Here is a 24,325-nt window from a genome sequence, read left to right on the forward strand (position 1 = left end):
CGATCAGTGCGCGCCCTTGGGCGTCTCCATGATCTCGGTCAGCTGGCCGCCCATGTCCTTCGGGTGGACGAAGAAGATGAGCGTCCCGTGCGCGCCCACGCGCGGCTCGCCGAGCACGCGCTTGCCCAGCTTCTCGAACCAGGCCTTGGCTTCGAGAATGTCGGGCACTTCGTAGCAGATGTGGTGCTGGCCCCCGAGCGGGTTCTTCTCGAGCCACTTGCCCACGGCGCTGTCGGCGGCGGTCGGCTGGAGCAGTTCGATCTGCGTGCCCGCGGTACCGTTCTCGCCCGGCGTATTGACGAAACAGACGCGAACCTGCTGGCTTTCGAGCACGAAAGGCTCGGTCACGTCGGTCGCGCCCATGACGTCGCGGTAGAAGGCGATCGAGGCGTCGAGATCGGGCGTCGCGACGCCGATGTGGTTGAGGCGGCCGAGCTTCACGGGCGTTACTCCACGTTCTCGATGACCATGGCGATGCCCTGGCCGCCGCCGATGCACATCGTGATCAGGCCGTACTTGCCGCCAGTCCGCTTGAGCTCGTAGATCGCCTTGACTGTCATGATGCAGCCCGTCGCACCGACCGGATGGCCGAGGCTGACGCCCGAACCGTTCGGATTGACCTTCTCGGGGTCGAAGCCGAGCACCTGGGCCACCGCAGCAGCCTGCGCGGCGAAAGCCTCGTTGCTCTCGATGACGTCGATCTGGTCGAGCGTCAGGCCGGCGCGCTTGAGCGCGATCGGCACGGCCTTGATCGGGCCCTCGCCCATATAGGCGGGCTCGACGCCGGCATGGCCCCAGGCGACGATCCGCGCGAGCGGCTTGAGACCTTTGGCATCGACCGCAGCGCCCGTGGCGAGCACGACCGCAGCCGCACCATCGTTGATACCAGAGGCGTTGGCCGCGGTGATCAGGCCGTCCTTCTTGAACGCCGGGCGCATCCCGCCGAGCGTCTCAAGGTTGGTGTCGCCCTTCACGTGCTCGTCGGTGTCGAACACGACGACGCCCTTGCGCGTCTTGATCTCGATCGGGAGGATCTGTTCCTTGAAGCGACCCTCGGCCTGGGCGCGCGCGGCGCGCTGGTGGCTGGTGACGGCCAGCGCATCGGCATCCTCACGCGTGATGCAGTGGCGCTCGGCCACGTTCTCGGCGGTGATACCCATGTGATAGTCGCCGATCGGATCGGACAGGCCGACCGTCAGCGCGTCTTCGAGCACGACATTGCCCATCTTCTGGCCGAAGCGGGTCGAATGGTCGTGGAACGGGGTGTTGGTCATCGACTCGGCACCGCCGGCGATCGTGATCGCGGCTTCGCCCAGCTTCATCATCTGCGCGGCCGAGACGATCGCCTGGACGCCCGAACCGCAGAGGCGGTTGAGCGTGAAGGCCGGGACCGCTTCGGGCACGCCGGCCTGCAGCGCGATCACGCGCGCCAGGAAGGCGTCGCGCGCAGAGGTGTTGCCGACCTGGCCGAACACGACGTGTTCGACGTCGCCGCCGCTGACGCCAGCGCGGCTCAGCGCTTCGCTGGCGACCTTGGCGCCGAGCTCCGATGGCTTGAAGCCCTTCAGCGAGCCGCCGAAGTCACCAACCGCGGTGCGGACGCCAGAGACGATGTAGATGTCTTCCATAGACCTGTTCCTCAAAGCGGCCCCGCATGCCGGGGCGGCCAAAAATCAGAGCGGAATGTTGTCGTGCTTCTTCCACGGATTCTCGAGCTGCTTATTGCGCAGCTTGCGAAGCCCGAGCGCGATGCGCCGACGGGTGGAATGTGGGTAGATCACCTCGTCGATGAAACCCTTGGCCGCGGCGACGAAGGGATTGGCGAAGCGGTCTTCGTATTCCTTGGTCTTGGCGGCGATGCCATCGGCGTCCTGGCCGCGGAAGATGATCTCGACCGCGCCCTTGGCGCCCATGACCGCGATCTCGGCGGTGGGCCAGGCATAGTTGAGATCGCCGCGCAGGTGCTTCGATGCCATGACGTCGTAGGCGCCGCCATAGGCCTTGCGGGTGATGATCGTGATCTTGGGCACGGTCGCTTCGGCATAGGCGAACAGCAGCTTGGCGCCGTGCTTGATGATGCCGTTGTGCTCCTGGCTGGTGCCGGGCAGGAAGCCGGGCACGTCGACCAGGGTGACGATCGGAATGTTGAACGCGTCGCAGAAGCGCACGAAACGCGCCGACTTCTTCGACGAGTTGATGTCGAGCACGCCCGCCAGGACCATCGGCTGGTTGGCGACGATGCCGACGGTACGGCCCTCGACGCGGCCGAAACCGCAGATGATGTTCGCGGCATAGCCCGGCTGGATCTCGAAGAAGTCGCCCTCGTCGACCGTCTTCTTGATCACTTCGTGCATGTCGTAAGGCTGCGTCGCCGACGCCGGGATGATCGTGTCCAGGCTGTCCTCGAGGCGATCCCACGGATCGGCCGACGGACGCTCGGGCACTTCCTCGCGGTTGTTGAGCGGCAGGTAGTCGAACATCTCGCGCGTGGCGAGCAGCGCCTCGATGTCGTTCTCGAGCGCGAGGTCGGCGACCGAGGTCTTGGTCGTGTGCGTGATCGCACCGCCCAGTTCCTCCTGCGTGACGACCTCGTTGGTCACGGTCTTGACCACGTCGGGACCGGTGACGAACATGAACGAGCTGTCCTTCACCATGAAGATGAAGTCGGTGATCGCCGGCGAATAGACCGCGCCGCCCGCGCAGGGGCCCATGATGACGCTGATCTGCGGCACAACGCCCGAGGCGTTGACGTTGCGCTGGAAGATCTCGGCATAGCCGGCGAGCGCCGCGACGCCCTCCTGGATACGCGCGCCGCCAGAATCGTTGAGGCCGATCACGGGTGCGCCGACCTTCATCGCCGCGTCCATGATCTTGCAGATCTTCATCGCGTGGCGTTCGGAAACGGCGCCGCCGAAGACCGTGAAATCCTGGCTGAACACGTAGACGAGGCGGCCATTGATCGTGCCCGAGCCGGTGACGACGCCGTCACCGGGGATCTTCTCGCCTTCGTGCATGCCGAAGTCGACGCAGTTGTGCTCGACGTAGCCATCGACCTCTTCGAAGCTGCCCTCGTCGAGCAGGATGTCGAGACGCTCGCGCGCGGTAAGCTTGCCCTTGGCGTGCTGGGCGTCGATGCGGCGCTGGCCGCCGCCCATCTTCGCCGCCGCCCGGCGACGCTCCATTTCGGCAATATTGGCTGACATGCGGGCAGAATCCTCCTGAAAGCGGACTTGCGCCTAGGCGCGCGGGGCGCTCAGCGTCAATAGGGTTTAACCGCGCGATTAAAACGATCGTGTGAAAACTGCGCGGCAATCGCGGGCAAAAGATCGCTCGGCCAGAGACAAGTGAGCCCTGCGTGAAAGCCCCGTGGCAATCTTCGTCTTTTCCGTTATGGGCGCCGCCCATCCGAAGCGGTTGGGACAACGACCCCAGTCCTCGTCTGTCCCAACTGTGCGAGTCCGATGCGCGACGCTCCCTTCATAACGCAACCTCTGTCCGTCGTACTCGACCTCGTGCGCGCGCTCGCCGCGCTGGTGGTGCTGATCGGCCATGCCGTGCAGCTCGGCCACTACGACGGCTACTATCCGTTCTCGACCCAGTTCCAGCACAATGCAGTGATCGTGTTCTTCGTGCTTTCGGGCCTGGTCATCGCCGCCTCGGTCGATCGCGCCAAGGCTTCGCCGCGGCCGCAGACGCTGGCAAGCTATGCCGTGGCCCGTGCCGCGCGTATCCTGCCCGTGGCGCTTCCCGCCCTGGCGATATCGCTCGCGGTCATGGTGCTCGATGCCTTGATCCTACCCACGGCGATCTTCGGCGAGGATGCGGTCGGCGTCCCCGCCAGCGAGTGGCTGTACGCGCTGCTGTTCCTCAGCGAGTCCTATCAGACCGCCTTCGCGCCCAATCCGCCCTATTGGTCGCTCTGCTACGAAGTCTGGTTCTACGCGCTGTTCGCGATCGCGACTTTCGTCGGCGGCTGGCAGCGGCTGTTCTGGCTGGCGGCGCTGGGCGCCATCGCCGGACCCAACGTGCTACTGCTGTTTCCCGTCTGGCTTATCGGCGTCGCGCTGGCCCGGATGCCGATCGCGCGGCGGGTGCCGTTCTGGCTGGGCATTGCCTTCGTCATCCTGGCCGTGGCCGCGCTCTTTGCCATGCCCATGATCTCGCGCCCGCTCTACCACGTGATCGCGGGCTTCGTGCCGTGGCGCATGGGCTTTTCGATGCTGGCGATCACCGATTTCCTGCTCGGCCTGGCGCTGGCGCTCGGCTTCGCCGGCTTGCGCAGGCTGACGCTCGACCGCGGCACAGTGCTCGTGCGGATCGCGCCGGCGGTGCGCTATGCGGCGAACATGTCGTTCTCGCTATACCTGCTCCATTGGCCGCTGCTCAAGCTGCTGCGCGTGCTGCGCGAGCCCGAGAACGGTACGCTCGGCTTCGGGCTCGTGCTGGCGGTAATCCTCGTTGCCAGCGCGCTTTTCGCCACGCTGACCGAACACCACACGCCGCGTTTCCGCGCCCTGCTGGAGCGCGGCTTCGGGCGGAGAGGGAAAGAGAACGCCGCCACAGCAGCCTGAACGCCTCCCTATTCGTCATGCTGAACTTGTTTCAGCACCCATGGAGCCGCAAACTCGAAGCTCGCAGGAGTGAAGCGAGGCCGCCGCCCTTTCCAGCGAACTCCGATGCCGAAGGAGAGATAGGCCCTGAAACAAGTTCAGGGTGACGAGACAGGTTTAGGCGTTGCTCCCCTCAGCGCATCAGCACGAGTTCCTCGGCCATCGAGGGGTGCAGCGCGACGGTGGCGTCGAAGTCCGCTTTGGTCAGCCCGGCGCGCACGGCAATGGCTGCGGCCTGGAGGATCTCCGGCGATTCCGGCCCGATCATGTGGATACCCAGGATCTTCTCCGAATTGGCATCGACGACCATCTTGTAGAGCCCGCGCTCCTGGCGGCTGGCGAAGACGTTCTTCATCGGGCGGAAATCGGCGGAATAGACCTTGATGTTGCCGTACTTGTTGCGCGCCTCACCCTCGGTCAGGCCGACCGCGGCGAGCGGCGGCTGCGAGAAGACCGCGCTCGGCACACAGTCGTAGACCGTGTTGCGCTTGTTGCCGCCGAACACGCTGTCGGCAAAGGCGTGGCCTTCGCGGATCGCGATCGGGGTCAGCTGGATGCGGTCTGTCACGTCGCCGACCGCATAGATGCTGTCGCAGGCGGTCTTGCTGTAGTCGTCGACCGGAATCTCGCCCCTGGGGCCGAGTTCGATGCCCGCGCTCTCGAGGCCCAGCCCGTCGGTCTTGGGCTTGCGACCCGTGGCAATCAGGACGACGTCGGCCTTGAGCGGTTCGAGCTTGCCCGGCGTCGCCAGCAGGCCGCCATCCGCGGTCTTCTCGACCTTGGTCAGCGGGCAATTGAACTTGTATTCGATGCCGCGCGCCATGGTGATCTGCAGCAACCGGTCGCGCAGCGCCTGGTCGTAACCACGCAGCAAGGTCTCGCTGCGGTTGATCACGGTGACGTGCGCACCCAGCGCGTTGAAGATGCCGGCGAATTCCATGGCGATGTAGCCCGCGCCCTGGATGACAACGCGCTCGGGGAACTTTTCGAGGTGGAACACCTCGTTCGAGGTGATGCAGTGCTCGACGCCGTCGAACTCGGGCATGACCGGCCAGGCACCGGTGGCGATCAGGATGTACTTGGCGGTGATCTCACGCCCGCTGGCGAGCTTTACGCCATGCGGCCCGGTAATCGTGGCACGCTCGAGAAAATGGTCGACCTTGTTGTTGTCGAGCGTCGCCGTGTAGGCCGTCTCGATGCGCGTGACGTCGCGCAGAACCGCGTCGCGCAGCACCGACCAGTCGAACTTCATGCCCTCGACCGACCAGCCATAATGCGAGGCGTCCTGCAGTTCCTCGGCGAAGTGCGAACCGTAGACCAGGAGCTTCTTCGGCACGCAGCCGCGGATCACGCAGGTGCCGCCGATCCGGTGCTCCTCGGCGACCGCGACCTTGGCGCCGTGCGAAGCCGCAATCCGGCTGGCACGCACCCCGCCCGAACCCGCGCCGATGACGAAAAGGTCGTAGTCGTACTGTGCCATGAAACGCTCCTGTTGCGGAGCGCATATGGGCGGTGGCACGCACTCTTGCCAATCGCTTTTGCGCATGACCGCAATCGTCCGCGGCAGCTCCGCTCATTCGGGCGTTTCTGCCGCGCGCTCTATCGCCAGGGGATTGTCTACGGCGAAAGTTGAGTTATTTGTTAACCATAATTCGCGGCGAGCAGCGCGCCGCGATTCTGCGGTCGAGGCTCCGGTCTGCGCATGGACCGGGGCCTCGACCGCTGCCCATCAGGCTATCCCCGCAGCGGCGAGCAGCGCCTCTGTCGAGGCGTCGAACTGGGCGCCGCCCTTCTCGATCTGCTTGGCGATTTCCTTGCCCAACTCGACGCCGAACTGGTCGAAGGGATTGATCTCCATCAGCACGGCATTGGCGAAGGTGCGATGCTCGTGGAAGGCGATCAGCGCGCCGAGGGTGGCGGGATTGAGATCGTCGAGCAGGATCGTCGACGAAGGCCGGTCGCCCGGATAGGCACGCGCGCCGTCGTCGGCGTTGGCGCGCCCGGCCATCAGCGCGGCGCCCTGCGCGAAGCAGTTCGACAGCAGGATCCGGTGATGCGCGGGATCGAGCGCGTCGCCGGGCGCGATCGACGCGATGAAGTCCACCGGCACGAGGTTCGTGCCCTGGTGGAGCAGCTGGAACACGGCGTGCTGCGCATCGGTGCCCACCCCGCCCCAGGTGATCGGCGCGGTCGGGCCGTCCACCGGCGCACCGTCGAGCGTCACCGACTTGCCGTTCGATTCCATCTCGAGCTGCTGGAGATAGTCGGGCAGCAGGCGCAGCCGCTCGTCATAGGCGAAGACGCCGCGCGTCTGGCAGCCGCGGATCCGCGTGTAATACTGGTCGGCGAAGGCCGCGCGCAGCGGCAGGTTGTCCGCGCCGTCGGCATCGCGGAAATGCGCGTCCATTGCCGCGGCGCCGTCGAGGAACTCGGCGAAATCCGGCCAGCCGAGCGCGAGCGCAATGGGAAAACCGATCGACGACCACAGCGAATAGCGCCCGCCGACCGACTCGGCGAAAGGCAGGATCCGCGTCTCGTCGACGCCCCATTCGACCGCCGCGTCGGGATTGGCGGTCAGCGCCACGACGCGGCCATAGGGATCGTCGACACTGTTCTCGCGCAGCCAGGCCAGCGCGCTGCTGGCATTGGTCATCGTCTCGGTGGTGGTGAAGGTTTTCGAGGCGACCGCGATCAGCGTGGTCGCCGGATCGCAGGCCTCGAAGGCCCCCTCGAGCGCGCAGCCATCGATATTCGAGACGATGTGGACGTCGACCATCGCGCCATCGCGCGCCAGGGCATCAACCACCAGCGCCGGCCCCAGCGCCGAGCCGCCGATGCCGATGTGGATCAGGTGCTTGATCTCGCCCAGCGCGCCCTGGTGCACGGCTTCGATCAGCCCGTGCATGCGCGCATGGAACATCGCCGCCTCGTCGACGGCCTGCTCGTCGCCCACGCCGCGCTGCGCCGTGTGCTCGGCCGCCCGGCCCTCGGTCGTGTTGACCGCCTCTCCCGACAGCAGCGCGTCGCGCCGCGCGGCGAAACCTGTCGCTTCCGCCAGCCCGGTGAAGGCCGCCAGCCTGGCCTCGTCGAGATGAGTCTTCGACCAGTCGAACAGGATCGCCCCGCCGGGCAGTTCGAGCTTGCTCGCCAGCCGGTCGAGACGCCCGGTGTCCTGCGCGAACAGAGCCTCCAGCCGTGGGCTCGGCAGCGCCCGCAATTCATCCCACGCCGCCTTGACCGATTCGCTCATGCCGAAATCCTTCATCTTTGACGCGCCAAGCTTAGTCCCGCTGCAACTGCGAAGACAATGCGCGCGGCGCTCCGCGGCCCGCGCGATGCGTCCCAGTTACATCCACACGCGACAGGGCGGCGCGCTTGACGTAAGGCCCGACGATCAACATGGATGGCGTAATGACCGAAACCGCTCCCGCCCAACAGGCAAAGCACCCGGCCCCCGAAGACGCCAAGTCCGCCAAGCCGGCGAAAAAGGAGGAGAACTTCTTCCTCTTCCTGGCCAAGCTGGTGCTGATCGTCGTGGTCTTCCGCAGCTTCATCTTCGCGCCGTTCAACATCCCGAGCGAATCGATGCTGCCGCGGCTGCAGAACGGCGACTATCTGCTCGCGGCCAAGTGGCCCTACGGCATCTCCAGCTATTCGCTGCCCTTCAGCCTGCCGCTGATCCCGGGCCGCTTCTTCGCCAGCCAGCCCGAGCGCGGCGACGTGGTCATATTCAAGGCGCCGCCGACCAACAGCGACGATTACATCAAGCGCGTGATCGGCCTGCCCGGCGACCAGATCCAGATGATCGACGGCCAGCTCCACATCAACGGCAAGGCCGTGCCCAAGGAGCGCCAGCCCGATTTCCAGATCGCGGTATCGCCCAACACCCATTGCTACGCGCCGATCTTCGAGCGCGCCAACCGCTACGAGGCGACGCGGCCCGACGGCACGCGAATCTGCTCCTACCCGCAGTTCAAGGAAACGCTGCCCAACGGCAAGAGCTACAACGTGCTCGATCTCGAACGCACCGCGCAGGACAACACCCCGGTCTTCGTCGTACCCGAGAAGTCGCTGTTCCTCATGGGCGACAACCGCGACAACTCGCTCGACAGCCGCTTTCCCGCCTTTCCCAAGCAGGGCATCGGCATCGTCCCGCAGGACAACCTGGTCGGCCGGGCGACGATCGTGATGTTCTCGACCGACGGTTCGTCCGAATGGATCAAGCCCTGGACCTGGTTCACCGCCGCGCGCTGGGACCGGATCGGCGGCACGTTCTAGCGCCATGCTCGAAACCGACACCCGAGCGTTCCTGACGGACTTCGCCGGGCAACCGCTCCAGGACGAGGGGCTGTGGCTTGAAGCCCTGACCCATGGCAGCACCGGCCATCCGCGCAATTACGAAAGGCTCGAGTTCCTCGGCGACCGCGTGCTCGGCCTGGCCATAGCCGATTGGCTGCACGAACTCGGCACGGGCGACGAGGGTAAGCTGTCGCAACGCCTCAACGCGCTAGTCAGCCGCACCACCTGCGCCGAGATCGCTCGCGAGATCGGTCTCGGCAAGCACATGCAGCTTGGCAAGCAGGCGCGCGAGGACGGCGGCTACGACAGCGACAACATCCTCGGCGACGTGATGGAAGCCCTGCTCGGCGCGAGCTTCCTCGAACGGGGCTTCGACGCCACGCGCGATATCGTTCGCCGACTGTGGAGCGGCGCGGTCACGGGCCAGACCGGGCAGCGCAAGCACCCGAAGTCGGCGCTCCAGGAATGGGCCGCGGGCAACCGTCGCAAGATGCCCGAATACAAGCTGGTCGAACGCTCGGGGCCAGATCACGCCGCGCGCTTCACCGTGGCGGTGAGCATCAAGAGCGTCGGCGAGATCCAGGCGACCGGATCGAGCAAACAGGAAGCCGAGACGCTGGCGGCCGAAGAATTCTTGAAGAGGTTCGGGTAATTTCCCGACAAGCTCAGGACGAATGCAAATGACAGACAAATGCGGCCTCGTTGCCGTTATCGGCGCCCCCAATGCGGGCAAGTCGACGCTCGTGAACGCGCTGGTCGGCCAAAAGGTCGCTATCGTTTCGGCCAAGGCGCAGACCACGCGCGCACGCCTGATGGGCATTGCGCTACAGGATCGGGTGCAGATCATCCTCGCCGACACACCCGGCATCTTCGCGCCCAAGCGCCGGCTCGACCGGGCGATGGTCGCCGCGGCCTGGGAAGGCGCGCAGGAGGCCGATGCGATCCTGCTCGTGGTCGATGCGCGCAAGAAGCGTCGTGACGATCTCGAGCCCATCCTCGAATCGCTTAAGGGCCGGCGCGAGCGCAAGATCCTCGTGCTCAACAAGGTCGATTCCTGCGTCAAGGAACCGCTGCTGGTGATGGCTGAGGAACTGGCCGGGCCCGGCGAGGACGGCACGGTCGCTTTCGACGAGGTGTTCTTCGTCTCTGCGCTGACCGGCGACGGCGTCGCCGAGCTCAAGACCCGGCTCGCCGAGCTGATGCCCGAAAGCCCCTGGCACTATCCCGAGGACCAGGTCTCCGACGCCAGCGAGCGCCTGCTCGCCGCCGAGATCACCCGTGAGCAGATCTATCGCAAGCTCCACGACGAACTGCCCTACGACTCCGCGATCCGGCCCGAGAGCTACACGCACCGCAAGGATGGCTCGATCGAGATCCACCAGCAGATCGTCGTCGCGCGCGACAGCCAGAAGGCGATCGTGCTCGGCAAGAACGGCGCGATGATCAAGGCGATCGGCGAGACCGCACGCAAGGAGCTGTCGGAACTGCTCGAAACCAAGGTCCATCTGTTCCTCCATGTGAAGGTCGAGGAAGGCTGGGCCGACAGCCGCGACTTGTTCGAGGAAATCGGGCTCGACTGGGTGCGGTAACTAGAAACGATCCTCCCCTGCAAGGGGAGGTGGCATCGGCGAAGCCGATGACGGAGGGGTGTCCCCGTCTCGGAGAGGCTGACACCCCTCCACCACCAGCTACGCTGGCGGTCCCCCTCCCCTTACAGGGGAGGACCAACTAACTCAGTGGATCGCGTCGCAGCTCGGCCATTCGTGGTAGCCGTCGGGACCGAAGCTGTAGGACCGCGCCAGCCCTTCGCCGGTGCGCTCGGTCATGCAGACAACCGCGTCCTCGGTCTGCAGACGATAGACCAGCTTGAAGCTCTTGGCCGGACAGATCATCCCTTCGCACGAAGTGATCGTCACCTGGTCGTTACGGATATCGACGCGGTCGGCCGCGGCGTCACCCCGGGCGAGTTCGCGCAGTTCCTCGTGCAGCATCTCGCCGTTGTCGAGATTGAGCACCGCCTCCTTGATCGCCGGGTTGCGCAGCATGTCGCGACCGCCCTCGTGGAGCGAGCGAACCTTGTCGCGATAGAGCGTCATGTCGACCTTCGAATAGTCGACCGGCACGATCGTCCGCGCAGGCGCGGGTTCGGGCGCGTGATGCACGGCGCCGGACGGGCGCGCGATGATATAGGTGGCCTGGCCGACCACGGCCGTGCCCAACACGCCGATCGATGCGATCATGCCGGCGAAGGTCATGCGCGAGATCTCGCGCTTGCCCTTGAACGGTGTTGCCACGGCGACCACGGCCTTGCCGGCAAGCGCGCGCAGCTTGGTGACGAGACCGGGCTTCTTCTTCGAGCCGTCCTCGCCCTCTTCGGTGCCCTCGCCTTCGGCTTCGGACGCACTTTCCACGACGGGATCGGGCATCGAGGCCGCCATCTCGTCGAGCATCGCGTTGAAGTCGTCCGACATCGCCTCAGGCGCTTCGACTGGAGCAACCTCCTTTTCGCCGCGCTTTTTGCCCTTAGCCTTGGTCTCAACCACGGGATCGGCGGCCGGCGCCGGCGGCGCCAATTCGCCGAGGATGTCGTCCAGGCTCTCGCCGGCGTCGATCGGAGCCGGCAGCGGCGCCAGTTCACCGAGGATGTCGTCGAGGCTCTCGGCCGGTGGCAGCGGTGCAAGTTCACCGAGAATGTCGTCTAGACTCTCGACCGGAGGCAACGGAGCGAGTTCGCCGAGAATGTCGTCCAGGCTTTCGGCCGGCTGAGCCGAAGACGCGGGTGCGATCTCGCCGAGAATATCGTCGAGACTTTCTACCGTCTCGACCCGAGCTGGCGGCGCGATCTCGCCAAGAATATCGTCCAGGCTCTCGACCGGAGCTATTTCGCCGAGGATGTCGTCGAGGCTGTCGGCCGCTGCGGTGGGAGGCGCGATTTCGCCCAGAATGTCGTCGAGGCTGTCGACCACGTCGGCGGGGGCCGGTGCGAGCTCGCCCAAGATGTCGTCGAGCGCGTCGCTGGTCGGCGCCGGCGCGGGTTTGCCCATGACATAGTCCGCGCTCGGCGGCGTGTCCGTCGGCGCCGCTGCGAGTTCACCCAGAATGTCGTCCAGATCCTCGACCGCCGCAGGCGCAGGCGCGATGTCCGCGAGAATGTCGTCGAAGTCATCGGGTTCGACCGGAGCGGGTGGCGGCAGGATTTCGCCGAGAATATCGTCCAGGCCGTCGAGCGTTTCGACCGGCACGGGCACGCCGAGATCGCCGAGAACATCGTCGAGGTCGACGACGTGGTCAGTCGCCAAGACCTCAGCCTCCGCGCCCTTCTCGAGCACGTCCACGGCTTCGCGCCCCGCAGCCCGGCGGGTGGTCGAGCCTTTGGTGCGTTTGGTCTCGGACAAAGGGGTGCTCTTCTTTCGCGGCAATGCTGCCGCTCCCCTCTGCCCCAGACATAGTAAACATATGGTGACTTTGCTCCTCACGTAAATCTACGCGAGGGTGCCTCACAACAGGTCGGCAAGACCGAGCTCCCGTCATCCTGATGAACGTCAGAATGACGGGAGCGGGACCTAAACCCTGCCCTCGATGAAACTATTCGGCCGCCTTTTTCTTCGCCGGCGCCTTCTTGGCGGGGGCTTTCTTGGCAGGCGCCTTGGTGGCGCCGTCCTTCTTGGCCGGTGTCGCCTTCTTGGCCGCTGGCTTCTTCGCGGGTGCCTTCTTGCGACCGCCCTTCGTCGACGGCCCCTTGGCGGCGCGCTCGTCGATCAGGACGATGGCTTCTTCCAAGGTCAGGTCTTCGGGCTTCTTGTCGCGCGGCAGGGTGGCGTTCGTGGTGCCGTCGGTGACGTAAGGGCCATAGCGCCCCGCCATCAGCTTCATCTCGCCGCCAGAGGTCGGGTGCGGACCGAAGGTGTTGAGCGGTTCGGCCGCCGTGCGCGCGCCGCGTCCGCCGCCGGCAGCGGCTTCGGCCAGCTTGGTCACGGCCAGGTTCATGCCGGTCTCGAAGACCTCGATCGTACCGCGCAGCTTCGCGTACTTGCCGTTGTGCGCGAGGTAGGGGCCATAGCGACCGATGCTCGCGGTGATCGGCTGGCCCGTCTCGGGATGCTCGCCGATCGTGCGTGGTAGGTCGAGCAGCTTGACCGCCCAGTCGAGCGTCAGTTCGCCGCCCGGCAGGTCCTTGGGGATCGAGCCGCGCTTGGCCTCCTTGCCCTCGCCCATCTGGATGTAGGGGCCGAAGCGGCCTGCCTTGCGCGTGATCTCCTCGCCCGTCTCGGGATGGTTGCCGAGCACGCCGTCGCCTTCGGCATCCTGGCCGTCGGCGCCCGGCTGGGCGAACTTGCGGGTGAACTTGCACTCGGGATAGTTCGAGCAGGCGATGAAGGCGCCATAGCGGCCGCCGCGCAGCGACAGCCGGCCTTCCTGGCACTTGGGGCACAGACGCGGGTCCGAGCCGTCGTCGCGCGGCGGGAACAGATAGTCGGACAGGAACTCGTCGAGCGCTTCGGTCACTTCCGAAGGCTTGCGCTCCATCACCTCGTCGGACTTGGGCTTGAAGTCCTTCCAGAACTTGGCGAGCAGTTCCTTCCACTGCTCGCGCCCACCCGAAACCTCGTCGAGCTCGTCTTCCATGCCCGCGGTGAAATCGTAGGCGACATAGCGCGGGAAGAAGCGCTCGAGGAAGGCCGTCAGCAGTCGGCCGCTCTCCTCTGCGAAGAAGCGGTTCTTCTCGGTGCGGACGTAGGAGCGGTCCTTGAGCACCTGCAGGGTCGAGGCATAGGTCGAAGGCCGACCGATGCCGAGTTCTTCGAGGCGCTTGACCAAGCTGGCTTCGGAGAAGCGCGGCGGCGGCTGGGTGAAGTGCTGGCTGGCCTCGACGCCCTTCTTGGCGGGCATGTCGCCCTTGTCCATCGCCGGCAGCAGGCCCGACTCGTCGTCGTCCGCGCCGTCGGTCTTCTGGTCACGGCCTTCCTCGTAGACTGCGAGGAAGCCGGGGAACTTCACGACCTGGCCGGTCGCGCGCAGTTCGTGCGTGCCGGTACCGTCGCGCAGGGTGACCGTGGTGCGTTCGATATTGGCCGAGGCCATCTGGCTCGCCAGCGCGCGCTTCCAGACGAGCTCGTAGAGCCGCGCCTCGTCGCCCGAACCGTAGCGGTCCTTGGTGAAGTCGGTCGGTCGGATCGCCTCGTGGGCTTCCTGCGCGTTCTTGGCCTTGGTCTCGTAGTGGCGCGGCTTCTCGGGGACGTAGTGCCCCGAATAGCGATCGGTGATCGCCGCGCGCGCGGCAGAGATCGCCGAGGGATCCATCTGGACGCCGTCGGTACGCATGTAGGTGATCGCGCCCTGCTCGTAGAGCGTCTGGGCGATCCGCATCGTGTGGCTGGCCGAGAAGCCCAGCTTGCGCGCGGCCTCCTGTTGCAGGGTCGAGGTGGTGAAAGGCGGCTGCGGGTTGCGGCGGGTCGGCTTGGTCTCAACCTCCTCGACGCGGAAAGCCCCGCCCTCGACTGCGGCCTTGGCGCGCTCGGCAATGCCCTGCTCGCCCAGGCTCAGCCGGTCGAGCTTCTGCCCCTCGAACTTGACGAGACGCGCGGTGAACTCGGTGCCGCCCTTCTCCATCTGCGCGGCGACCGACCAGTATTCCTGCGGCTTGAACGCCTCGATCTCGCGGTCGCGCTCGACGATCAGGCGCAGTGCCACCGACTGCACGCGGCCCGCGCTCTTGGCGCCGGGCAGCTTGCGCCAGAGCACCGGCGACAGCGTGAAGCCGAACAGGTAATCGAGCGCGCGACGCGCCAGGTAGGCGTCGATCAGATCCTGATCGAGCTCGCGCGGCTGAGTCATCGCCTTGGTCACCGTGTCCTTGGTGATGGCGTTGAAGGTGACGCGCTGGACGTCCTTGGGCAGCGCCTTCTTCTTGGCGAGCAGTTCGCGCACGTGCCAGCTTATCGCCTCGCCCTCGCGGTCAGGGTCGGTTGCGAGGATCAGGCGATCGGCCTGCTTGGCCAGATCGGTGATCGCCTTCACCTGCTTGGCCTTGTCGCCGTAAAGCTCCCAGTCCATCGCGAACTCTTCGTCCGGGCGGACCGAACCGTCCTTGGCCGGCAGGTCGCGAACGTGGCCGTAGGACGCGAGGACCTTGTAGTCCTTGCCCAGGTACTTCTCGATGGTCTTCGCCTTGGCGGGCGATTCTACGATGACTAGCTGCATTGCGTCTCTGTATGCCCCTGCTCACACGTGCATGTATACGTGTACGCGTAAGGTGGTAACCCTTTGGGGCAGCCGTCAAGCGTCCGTTCGATTCAGCGCAAGGTCGCCAGCTTCGACACCAGCACCTGGTTCGCCTCGGTCGCGAGCTGGCGCGCGCCAGCCGAATAGGCGCCCGGCTCGGGGGTGAAGGTGAACTTCTTCGAGGAATTGGTGCCCACCCCACCAAGCAGGCCGATGGCATTGCCCAGGGCATTGGAGACCTTTTCACCGCTGCCCATCGCGTCGGTCTTGCGGAAGAAGTTGCCGCCGATCGCGACAGGCTCGTTCAGGACCAGGCTGCCGGTCTTGTTGTTCGGACCGATGATCGACAACTTCGACTGGGTCTCCATCATCGCCAGCCCACCCTCGACCTGGACCGCCGAGGAATTGCGGAACCAGCCGCCGTATTCCTCGCTCTTGGCGAAATCGAGGTAGTAGACGACGTTGACCACGCGCGTGTCCGTGTCCTTGACGTAGGCCGCAAAGCCCTGCGCCGCCTGGCTGCCCGACATGATCATCCCCATCGCACCGAAACCGCTGGCGGCGACGTCGCCGATCAGCAGGCGCAGCGGCTGGGTCTGGCTCGCACCGATGAACAGCACTTTCGCCTTGTCGTCGCGGCCGGTGATCGTTGTCATCTCCTTGGGGCCGGCCTCGCCGCGCGCGCGCGCCATAGCGGGATGCGCCTCGAGCGAGGTGCGATCGGCAACTTCGAAGCCCGCCGCGGTGAGCTGGGTGACGAAATCACCATAGGCTGCATCGACGATCTCCTGCATCTCGGCCTGGGTGTATCCCGCCAGGGTCGAGCGCACGGTCGAGCGACCGCCGAAGCCCGAGCCCATCAGACCGCCCCCGGCCTTGGTCGAATCCTTTCGCTCGATCAGAAAGCCGATCGTGAACTGGCCGATCGTGACGCGTTGCGTGCCCTTGATCGCGTTGGCCGAAGTGACCTTCACCGGCTCGGATTGCTTGGACAGCGCTGGCGCGGCGCCGATAAGCGAAATAGCGACGGCGAAACCGGTCGCGGTCTTCCTCATCCCCATAGTAATGCCCCTTGTCGTCTTCCCCTAAGACGTGAGCATCATACTTTATCGATACTTTCGATCAAGTGACGGAATTTAAGGCACATTACTCTCACATACCCCTGTTCAGGGGTTGACGCCGCTCGGGCGATCAGCCGCCGGTGAGCGAGACCCTGCCGGCGGCATGACGTGTCAGGCGACCGGTGATCTCGAGTTCGAGCAGGGCGAGTTGCACCGCCGCGGGGCTCTCGCCGCTCTGGCGGATGAGTTCGTCGACCGCGATCGGGGCCGTGGTGAGCAGACCGGCGATGTCGGCAGATCCATCGGCCACCTCCTCGACCACGCGCATGATCGGCACCGCTTCGCGCGGCGCTCCATCGTAGCCCGAGAGCAACTCAATCACATCGTCGGGCGTCTGCACGAGCACTGCGCCTTCGCGGATCAGCTGGTTGCAACCGTGCGAACGGCTGTCGAGCGGCGAGCCCGGGATCGCCATGACCTCGCGCCCGAACTCGCCCGCCAGGCGCGCCGTGATCAGCGAGCCCGACTTGGGCGCTGCCTCGACCACCAGAGTTCCCGCGGCGAGCCCGGCGATGATGCGGTTTCGCGAGGGAAAGTGCCGGGCCAGTGGCTCGGTGCCGATGGGCTGTTCGGCCACCAGCAGGCCGCGCGTGGCGACCTCGTTCTGAAGCTCGGCGTGCTCGGGCGGATAGGCCACGTCGATGCCGCTGGCGATCACCCCGATGGTAGATCCGACCGACAAGGCACCACGATGCGCCGCGCCGTCGATGCCGCGTGCCAGGCCCGAGACCACGACGAGGCCGGCCTCGGCCAGCCCCGCCGCGAAATCGCGCGCCAGTTTCACCGCCGCCGCCGAAGCGTTACGCGCGCCGACCACCGCCACGGCGGGGCGCGACGCCAGCGTCGCGTCGCCGCGAATCGTCAGGATCGGGGGCGCGCTGTCGATCCGGGCGAGCAGCGCTGGATAGTCGGGCAGGTCATGGAAGAGATAGCGTGCGCCGGCGCGCTTCACGCCGGCGATCTCCTCAATCACGCGCGACTCGAGTGCGGGCCGATAGGGCCGCCCGCCACGCGCTGCGAGATCGGGCAAGGCCGCGAGCGCGGCCACGGCATCGCCGAACCGCAACAGGAGCTGGCGATAGCCGATCGGCCCGATGTTGGGTGAGCGCAGCAGGCGGATGCGGGCGAAGGCCTCGGCCTGGTTCAGCCCGCCTCGCCCCTCGCTCACGCCGCCTCGCTCATGAGGCCTTGCCGCCCCCGACCTTTGGCTCGGTCCCGGCGCGCAGGCGGCCGATATTGGCGCGGTGCATCCAGATCACGAGGGCTGCGAGCAGGATCAGCGGCGGCACGAAGATCTCGTGCCCCGTGGCCAAGGCGGCGATCGGTGCGATCACCGCAGCGCTCATCCCCGACAGCGAGGAGATCCGCGTCAGCGCGAGAACGCCGAGCCAGGTCACGGCATAGGCCAGCCCGATCGGCCAGGCGAGACCGAGCGATACGCCCATCAGCGTGGCAACGCCCTTGCCGCCCTTGAACTTGAGCCAGACCGGGAAGCAGTGGCCGAGCACGGCACCCAGCGCTGCGAAACCGGCGGCGGCCGGCCACAGATGCGCGGCGATCAGCACGGCGAAGAGACCCTTGGCAAGATCGAGCAGCAAAGTCGCTGCGGCCAGGCCCTTGCGGCCCGTGCGCAGCACGTTGGTCGCGCCGATGTTACCCGAACCGATCGCCCGCAGGTCGCCGGCCCCGGTCAGGCGCGTGAGGATCAGGCCGAACGGCACCGAGCCGAGGGCGTAACCGAGCAAAAGGCCGAAAATCCACTCCATGTCGGCACCCATAACCGCCCACCCTGAGCTTGTCGAAGGGCTGTTCTTCCTTTTGCTCCGTTGCCGAAGTAAAGGGCGGCCCTTCGGTCCCCGCCTCCGCGGGGACAGGCAAGCTAAGGGCGGACGAGGATTGTTGTTTTGACCGAAGCTTCCGCCCCCATCCTCCTGTTCGATTCCGGCGTCGGCGGTCTCTCGGTGCTCGCCGAGCTGCGCGCGCAATTGCCCGATGCGCCGATCATCTATGCCGCCGACAATGCCGGCCTGCCCTATGGCAACAAGACCGAGGCGCAGATCGCCGCGCGCGTCGCCGGGCTGCTCGGTCGCATGACCGAACGCTATCGTCCGCGACTGGTCTGCATCGCCTGCAACACGGCTTCGACGATCGCGCTCGGCATGGTCCGCGAAGTGCTCGAAGTGCCGATCGTCGGCACCGTCCCCGCGATTAAGCCGGCAGCGGCGCTGACCGAAACCGGCACGATCGGCCTGCTCGGCACCGAAGCGACGATCCGTCAGGGCTATGTCGATCGACTCGAGGCCGAGTTCGCCCAGGGCAAGCGGCTGTTGCGCCATGGCGCACCCGGTCTCGTCGCCGCCGCCGAAGCGCGGTTGCGCGGTGAGCCGGTCGATCGCGCTGCCTATGCCCGCGCGGCCGCGGGACTGCGCGATCAGCCCGGCGGCGAGACGATCGATACGGTCGTGCTCGCCTGTACCCATTTCCCTCTGGTCGAACGCGAACTCGCCGAAGTTTTCGGCCCCGGCGTGGGCTTCGTTCATGGCGCCCAGGGAATCGCGCGGCGCGTGGCCCACCTCACCGAAGGTCAAGCGTTCGTACGCACGTCGCCCGACCTCGCACTGTTCACCCGCGACGGCGAGGACGTGGCCGCGCTGCTGCCCGCTTTGGCTCACTACGGGTTAAACCGTATGGAAATCCTGTGACGCATCCTAGATCAAAGGCGCTGGCAAAATCACCGGGGTTCGGCTAAGGCGCTGACCAAAGGCCCGGGGGAAGGCCAAGAAATTTCACAGGACGGGCTTTTGTGAACTACGACAAGATTTTCGACCAGGCTATCGAGCGCCTGCATGCAGAAGGGCGCTATCGCGTCTTCATCGACATCCTGCGCAACAAGGGCGCGTTTCCCAACGCGCGGTGCTTTGCGGGCCACAACGGCCCCAAGCCGATCACCGTCTGGTGCTCGAACGACTATCTGGCGATGGGCCAGCACCCCAAGGTCATCGCCGCGATGGAAGAGGCGCTGCACAACGTCGGCGCCGGTTCGGGCGGCACGCGCAACATCGGCGGCAACACCCATTACCACATCGAACTCGAGCGCGAACTCGCCGACCTCCACGGCAAGGACGGCGCGCTGCTGTTCACCTCGGGCTATGTCTCGAACGACGCGACGCTGTCGACGCTCGCCAAGATCCTGCCCGGCTGCATCATCTTCTCGGACGAACTCAACCACGCATCGATGATCGCGGGCATCCGCAATTCGGGCTGCGACAAACAGGTCTGGCGGCACAACGACGTCGCCCATCTCGAGGAACTGCTCGCGGCGGCCGATCCCTCGGTGCCCAAGCTGATCGCCTTCGAGAGCGTCTATTCGATGGACGGCGATGTCGCCCCGATCCACGAGATCTGCGATCTGGCCGACAAGTACAATGCGCTGACCTATATCGACGAGGTCCACGCCGTGGGCATGTACGGACCGCGTGGCGGCGGCATCACCGACCGCGACGAAGCCGCGCACCGCATCACCATCATCGAGGGCACGCTCGGCAAGGCTTTCGGTGTCATGGGTGGCTATATCGCCGCGGACAACAAGATCATCGACGTGATCCGCAGCTATGCTCCGGGTTTCATCTTCACCACCAGCCTTTCGCCGGTGCTCGTCGCGGGCGTGCTCGCCTCGGTCAAGCACCTCAAGGCAAGCTCGGCCGAGCGCGACGGTCAGCAGGCCGCCGCCGCGACGCTCAAAGCGCTGTTCGCAGACGCCGGCCTGCCCGTCATGCCCTCGACCACGCATATCGTGCCGCTGATGGTCGGCGATCCGGTCAAGGCCAAGAAGATCAGCGACATCCTGCTCGCCGAATACGGCGTCTACGTCCAGCCGATCAACTTCCCGACCGTGCCCCGCGGCACCGAGCGTCTGCGCTTCACCCCCGGCCCTTCGCACAGCGAGGAGATGATGCGCGAGCTGACCGCCGCGCTCGTCGAGATCTGGGAACGGCTGGACATGGAGCTGCTCGAAGCGGCCTGATCCCTCCGAACCCTCGGGGTTCCTCAAGATCGGCCACGGCGCATGCGTTAAGCATCGTCGTGGCCGATCTCGTATGGAGCCCCGAAACCCGGTTAGACCAAGGTCTAAAACTTCCTCGTAGAAGCCCGAGCGGCTTCTACGATTTCGTTCACCAGTTTCGTCTAGTCCGAAGGCCTAAGGAACCGGCAGCTTTCCGGTCCGCCCCCGAACGGGATGGGGGTACGAGAGGTCGCGAACGAGACAATGTTGAAGGTCTTTAGCTGCATCACGCAGGAGCATGACCTGCGTCTGTTGCTGGTCGCGGTCGCGATCTGCTTCTTTACCGAACTCACAAGCTTCACCCTTGCCGGCGACATCCGTCGCATGGCCACGCTGCCGCAGCGGCGCTGGAGCGTGATGATCGCCTTCGTCGTCGCATCGGGCATCTGGGCGACCCATTTCATCGCGATGCTGGCCTATCAGCCGCATCTGCCGAGCGCCTACTCTCCCCTTCTGACCGTGCTCTCCTTCGCCGTATGCTTCGCGGTCTGTTTCGCGGCGGTGAACATCCGCTCGATCGTCTGGGGCTCGCTGCAGATGACGGTGGGTATCTCGACGATGCATTTCATCGGCATGGCCGCGCTCGAAACCGCCGGCCGGCTCGATTACGACTTTCCGACCATTCTCTCGGCCTCGGCCGCCGGCGTAGTGCTCGTCGCCGCCTCAAGCTGGACCTTCAGCCGTCTCAAGACGCGCTTCACGGTCATACCGGCGCTTCTGTTCACACTCGCCGTGGCTTCGATCCACTTCGGCTCGATGGCCGCGATCACGATCATCCCCGATCCCCAGGTCGTGATATCTCCCAGCTCCATCAGCTCGCAAAGCCTGACAATCGTCGTCTCGGCCTTCGTCGTCGCGCTGCTCATGGTCAGCATAGTCATGCTCAAGACCGAGCGCCGGATCATCTCCAATGGCCAGGAAGAGGCCCGGCGGATGAAGCTTTTCGCCGACACCGCGATGGAAGGCCTTGCGGTGCTCGAGGACGATCGCATCGTCGACGCCAACGCGGTGTTCTGGAAGCTGGCCGGCTATGACGAAGCCGATGCCCCCGTGCAGATCGACCTTGGCGAACTGATCCCCGATCTTGCTGTCGCCGCCGCCGATCGCGAAGGGCCTTTCATCGAAACGACGCTCGTCCGGCGCGATGCCGAGGCGCTCGACATCGAGGCTGCCCTGCGCCGTACGAGTATGGCCGGCAAGCCCTGCACGCTGTTGGTCGTTCGTGACATCAGCGATCGCAAGGCGGCAGCCGCGCGTATTGCCCACCTCGCCAATCACGATCCGCTGACCGGCGTCGGCAACCGCCTGGCGTTCAACCGGGCCATGGAAGAACGCCTTGCAGGCGCCAGCGAGGCCCAGCCGCTCGGCCTGCTCTGCATCGATCTCGATCGCTTCAAGCCGGTCAACGATCTCTACGGCCACCCGATGGGCGATACGCTTCTCGTCAAGGTGACGCGCCGCATCAACGCGCTGCTCGACAAAACCGAACTGCTGGCCCGGCTCGGCGGCGACGAATTCGCGGTTCTGACCCAACGCGCACCCCATCGTGCGTCGCAACTGGCCGAGGACATCATCGAGGAGCTCTCCGCGCCTTTCACGGTCGAAGATCAGATGATCACGATCGGTGCCTCGATCGGCATCGCCTATGCACCGACCGATGCGCTCGACGCGCAGACCTTGCACAGCCGCGCCGATCTCGCACTCTATCGTGCCAAGAGCGATGGCCGCTCGTGCTTCCGGTTTTTCGACTGTGGCATGGACGATCAGGTCGTCGAGGCCTTCCGCATGAAGGCCGACCTGCGCACCGCGCTGCAGGAGGGGCAGCTCAAGCTGCACTACCAGCCGCTCGCCAATCTCACGACGGGCGACATCATCGGCTTCGAAGCGCTGCTGCGGTGGACTCATCCCGAACTCGGCCAGATCTCGCCCGTGACCTTCATCCCGCTCGCCGAGGAAACCGGTCTCATCGTGCCGATCGGGGAGTGGGTGATACGCGAAGCCTGCCGCGAAGCCGCGCGCTGGCCAAATGGCCTCAAGATCGCGGTCAATCTCTCGCCGGTGCAGTTCACCACGGGCAACATCGTCGAGGTCGTCGCCTCGGCGCTCGCCTGGAGCGGGCTCGAAGCCTCGCGGCTCGACATCGAGATCACCGAAGGCGTGCTGGTCAAGGATGCCGACGGCGCGCTGCGCATCCTCAACGCGTTCAAGGCGCTCGGCGTGCACATCTCGATGGACGACTTCGGCACCGGCTATTCGTCGCTAAGCTATTTCCGCCAGTTCCCCTTCGACAAGGTGAAGATCGACCAGACCTTCATCCGCGACATGGAAACCAATCCGCAGTCGCGCGCGATCATCCGCGCGATCATCGGGCTGGCGAAAGGTCTCGACGTCGAGATTCTGGCAGAGGGCGTCGAGACCGAGATGCAGATCGACATGCTCAAGCGCAAGGGCTGCGAACTGATCCAGGGCTACGCGATCAGTAGGCCGGCACCGATCGAGCAATTCGACGACATCGTCGGCGGCCGGGTCGATATCGACTTGGACCAACGCGCGGCCTGACCGCACGCACTGCACAAAAAGCCCCCGGAAGCCTTGGCTCCCGGGGGCTTTTTGTTGGAACGTTATCGGCTCAGCGCAGCGAGACGACGTTGTCCGAAACGCGCGGATCGCGGCGGCCCGTGTAGAGGCTCGACATCGGCTCGTCCGACACTTCGATCGCGGCGCCCTGGCCGAAGCCGTTGAAGCCGGTCCGCATGGCCGCGCCATAGGCGCCGAGCATGCCGATCTCGATGTAGTCGCCGGCCTCGATCTCCGCCGGTAGCGGGAACGGACCTTCCATATAGTCGGCATCGTCGCAGGTCGGGCCGTAGAACGAGAAGCCTTCGCTGACCTCGCCCTGGACCGGTGCGAGGCTGCGGACCGGGAAACGCCAGCCGAGATGTGCGGCATCGAACAGCGCGCCATAGGCGCCATCGTTGATGTAGAGTTCCTTGCCGCGGCGCTTCTCGACCTTAACGATCAGCGAGTTGTACTCGGCGCAGAGCGCGCGGCCGGGTTCGCACCACAGCTCGGACGAGTACGACACCGGCAGCGATTCGGCGGCGCGGTGGATCGAGGCGAAGTAGTCCTCTAGCGGCGGCGGTTCCATGCCCGGATAGACCGAGGGGAAGCCCCCGCCGACATCGATGATGTCGACCGTGACCGACGCGTCGACGATCGCCGCGCGGACGCGCTCGAGCGCCTGGACATAGGCAAACGGCGTCATCGCCTGGCTGCCGACGTGGAAGCAGATGCCGAGCCAGTCGGCAACCTGGCGAGTCGCCTGGAGCAGCGGTGCCGCATCGGCCAGATCAACGCCGAACTTCGAGGCCAGGCTCAGTTCCGAATATTCGGAAGAGACGCGCAGGCGCACGCAGAGGCGCAGATCAGCCGCCGGCTCGCCGTTTTCGTCGGCGGTCGCCTTGACGATCTTGGCCAGCTCTTCGTGGCTGTCGAGGCTGAAGGTGCGCACGCCGTGGACCTTGTAGGCCTCGGCAATCGCAGCCGCCGGCTTGACCGGGTGCATGAAGCACAGCTCGGCCTCGGGCAGCGTCTCGCGAACCAGGCGCACTTCGGCGATCGAGGCGACGTCGTAATGCGTCACACCCGAATCCCAGAGGACACGGATGAGCTCGGGCGAGGGATTCGCCTTGACCGCATAAAGCGACTTGCCCGGAAACTTTTCGACGAAAAAGCGTGCTGCCCGCGCCGCGGCTTGCGGACGGTTCAGAATGACCGGTTCGTCAGGCGCAATGGTGCGCGCTACAGCCGATGCGTCTTGGTGAATGTGCAACTCAAGGGACCCCCAAAAACACGGTTAGATGGACAAGGCTGCCTTGCGGTTATTGGAAGTCCCCATGGGGCAGCGGGGGGTCGATATAGGGACGTGGTGGTGAACTGCAAGTGAAAATGGACCCCCGTTTTCACAGAAATGCCACAATCTTGAATTCGTTCAATAAACCGCGTCAAAC

At 65.6% G+C, this 24,325-nt stretch carries 18 protein-coding genes; 7 read left to right on the top strand and 11 right to left on the bottom strand.

The window, feature by feature from the left end; translation table 11 throughout:
• Positions 1-3: 3 nt before the first annotated feature.
• Genes mce through WG901_RS05640 form a run of 3 tightly spaced genes read right to left on the bottom strand, consistent with a single transcriptional unit; the run spans position 4 to position 3,203 of the window.
• Complete coding sequence (gene mce, locus WG901_RS05630; RefSeq protein WP_339586022.1) at positions 4-441, bottom strand: methylmalonyl-CoA epimerase; 438 nt, start codon at positions 439-441, stop codon at positions 4-6.
• A gap of 5 nt (positions 442-446) precedes the next feature.
• Complete coding sequence (gene bktB / locus WG901_RS05635; RefSeq protein WP_339586023.1) at positions 447-1,628, bottom strand: beta-ketothiolase BktB; 1,182 nt, start codon at positions 1,626-1,628, stop codon at positions 447-449.
• A gap of 45 nt (positions 1,629-1,673) precedes the next feature.
• Positions 1,674-3,203: an acyl-CoA carboxylase subunit beta gene (locus WG901_RS05640; protein WP_339586024.1), complete on the bottom strand. Its 1,530-nt coding sequence runs from the start codon at positions 3,201-3,203 to the stop codon at positions 1,674-1,676.
• 258 nt (positions 3,204-3,461) lie between these two features.
• Here WG901_RS05640 and WG901_RS05645 point away from each other — a divergent pair, with 258 nt between their 5' ends.
• The gene (locus WG901_RS05645) at positions 3,462-4,571 is read left to right on the top strand and encodes an acyltransferase family protein (RefSeq protein WP_339586025.1); all 1,110 of its coding nucleotides are present in this window, start codon (positions 3,462-3,464) and stop codon (positions 4,569-4,571) included.
• A gap of 172 nt (positions 4,572-4,743) precedes the next feature.
• On the opposite strand, the gene gorA is transcribed toward WG901_RS05645, so the two are convergent.
• Complete coding sequence (gorA, locus tag WG901_RS05650) at positions 4,744-6,090, bottom strand: glutathione-disulfide reductase (protein ID WP_339586026.1); 1,347 nt, start codon at positions 6,088-6,090, stop codon at positions 4,744-4,746.
• A 249-nt stretch (positions 6,091-6,339) separates the two neighbouring features.
• A complete protein-coding gene (pgi, locus tag WG901_RS05655) occupies positions 6,340-7,860 on the bottom strand; it encodes a glucose-6-phosphate isomerase (protein ID WP_339586027.1) in 1,521 nt (506 codons plus the stop codon).
• A 161-nt stretch (positions 7,861-8,021) separates the two neighbouring features.
• On the opposite strand from pgi, the gene lepB reads away from it, so the two are divergent.
• The 3 genes from lepB to era are packed head-to-tail and all read left to right on the top strand — an operon-like array spanning position 8,022 to position 10,498.
• The gene (gene lepB / locus WG901_RS05660; protein WP_339586028.1) at positions 8,022-8,888 is read left to right on the top strand and encodes a signal peptidase I; all 867 of its coding nucleotides are present in this window, start codon (positions 8,022-8,024) and stop codon (positions 8,886-8,888) included.
• A gap of 4 nt (positions 8,889-8,892) precedes the next feature.
• Complete coding sequence (rnc, locus tag WG901_RS05665; RefSeq protein ID WP_339586029.1) at positions 8,893-9,561, top strand: ribonuclease III; 669 nt, start codon at positions 8,893-8,895, stop codon at positions 9,559-9,561.
• Between the two features lie 28 nt (positions 9,562-9,589).
• On the top strand, positions 9,590-10,498 hold the full coding sequence (gene era / locus WG901_RS05670; RefSeq protein WP_339586030.1) for a GTPase Era: 909 nt from the start codon (positions 9,590-9,592) through the stop codon (positions 10,496-10,498).
• Positions 10,499-10,642: 144 nt separating this feature from the next.
• Here the strand turns inward: era and WG901_RS05675 are convergent, their stop codons facing one another.
• The 5 genes from WG901_RS05675 to plsY all read right to left on the bottom strand — a co-directional run bounded on the left by WG901_RS05675 (position 10,643) and on the right by plsY (position 18,018).
• Entirely contained in the window at positions 10,643-12,304 is a 1,662-nt protein-coding gene (locus WG901_RS05675) for a hypothetical protein (RefSeq protein WP_339586031.1), read from the bottom strand.
• Between the two features lie 190 nt (positions 12,305-12,494).
• On the bottom strand, positions 12,495-15,110 hold the full coding sequence (topA, locus tag WG901_RS05680) for a type I DNA topoisomerase (RefSeq protein ID WP_339586032.1): 2,616 nt from the start codon (positions 15,108-15,110) through the stop codon (positions 12,495-12,497).
• Between the two features lie 92 nt (positions 15,111-15,202).
• The gene (locus WG901_RS05685; protein ID WP_339586033.1) at positions 15,203-16,186 is read right to left on the bottom strand and encodes a hypothetical protein; all 984 of its coding nucleotides are present in this window, start codon (positions 16,184-16,186) and stop codon (positions 15,203-15,205) included.
• Positions 16,187-16,322: 136 nt separating this feature from the next.
• Positions 16,323-17,420: a DNA-processing protein DprA gene (dprA, locus tag WG901_RS05690; protein WP_339586034.1), complete on the bottom strand. Its 1,098-nt coding sequence runs from the start codon at positions 17,418-17,420 to the stop codon at positions 16,323-16,325.
• 10 nt (positions 17,421-17,430) lie between these two features.
• Positions 17,431-18,018, bottom strand: a complete 588-nt coding sequence (plsY, locus tag WG901_RS05695; protein ID WP_339586035.1) for a glycerol-3-phosphate 1-O-acyltransferase PlsY — start codon at positions 18,016-18,018, stop codon at positions 17,431-17,433.
• Positions 18,019-18,156: 138 nt separating this feature from the next.
• Here plsY and murI point away from each other — a divergent pair, with 138 nt between their 5' ends.
• The 3 genes from murI (at position 18,157) to WG901_RS05710 (ending at position 22,874) form a co-directional block, all read left to right on the top strand.
• Positions 18,157-18,954, top strand: a complete 798-nt coding sequence (murI, locus tag WG901_RS05700) for a glutamate racemase (protein WP_339586036.1) — start codon at positions 18,157-18,159, stop codon at positions 18,952-18,954.
• A 101-nt stretch (positions 18,955-19,055) separates the two neighbouring features.
• Positions 19,056-20,276 carry a 5-aminolevulinate synthase gene (gene hemA, locus WG901_RS05705; RefSeq protein ID WP_339586037.1) on the top strand — a complete coding sequence of 407 codons (1,221 nt, stop codon included), beginning with the start codon at positions 19,056-19,058 and terminating at the stop codon, positions 20,274-20,276.
• A 243-nt stretch (positions 20,277-20,519) separates the two neighbouring features.
• The gene (locus WG901_RS05710; RefSeq protein ID WP_339586038.1) at positions 20,520-22,874 is read left to right on the top strand and encodes a bifunctional diguanylate cyclase/phosphodiesterase; all 2,355 of its coding nucleotides are present in this window, start codon (positions 20,520-20,522) and stop codon (positions 22,872-22,874) included.
• Between the two features lie 70 nt (positions 22,875-22,944).
• Here WG901_RS05710 and WG901_RS05715 read toward each other — a convergent pair whose 3' ends face one another.
• A complete protein-coding gene (locus WG901_RS05715; RefSeq protein ID WP_339586039.1) occupies positions 22,945-24,147 on the bottom strand; it encodes a type III PLP-dependent enzyme in 1,203 nt (400 codons plus the stop codon).
• Positions 24,148-24,325: the final 178 nt, after the last annotated feature.

The sequence above is a fragment of the Novosphingobium anseongense genome (assembly GCF_037482895.1).
In the GTDB taxonomy this organism is placed as follows: Bacteria; Pseudomonadota; Alphaproteobacteria; order Sphingomonadales; family Sphingomonadaceae; genus Novosphingobium; species Novosphingobium anseongense.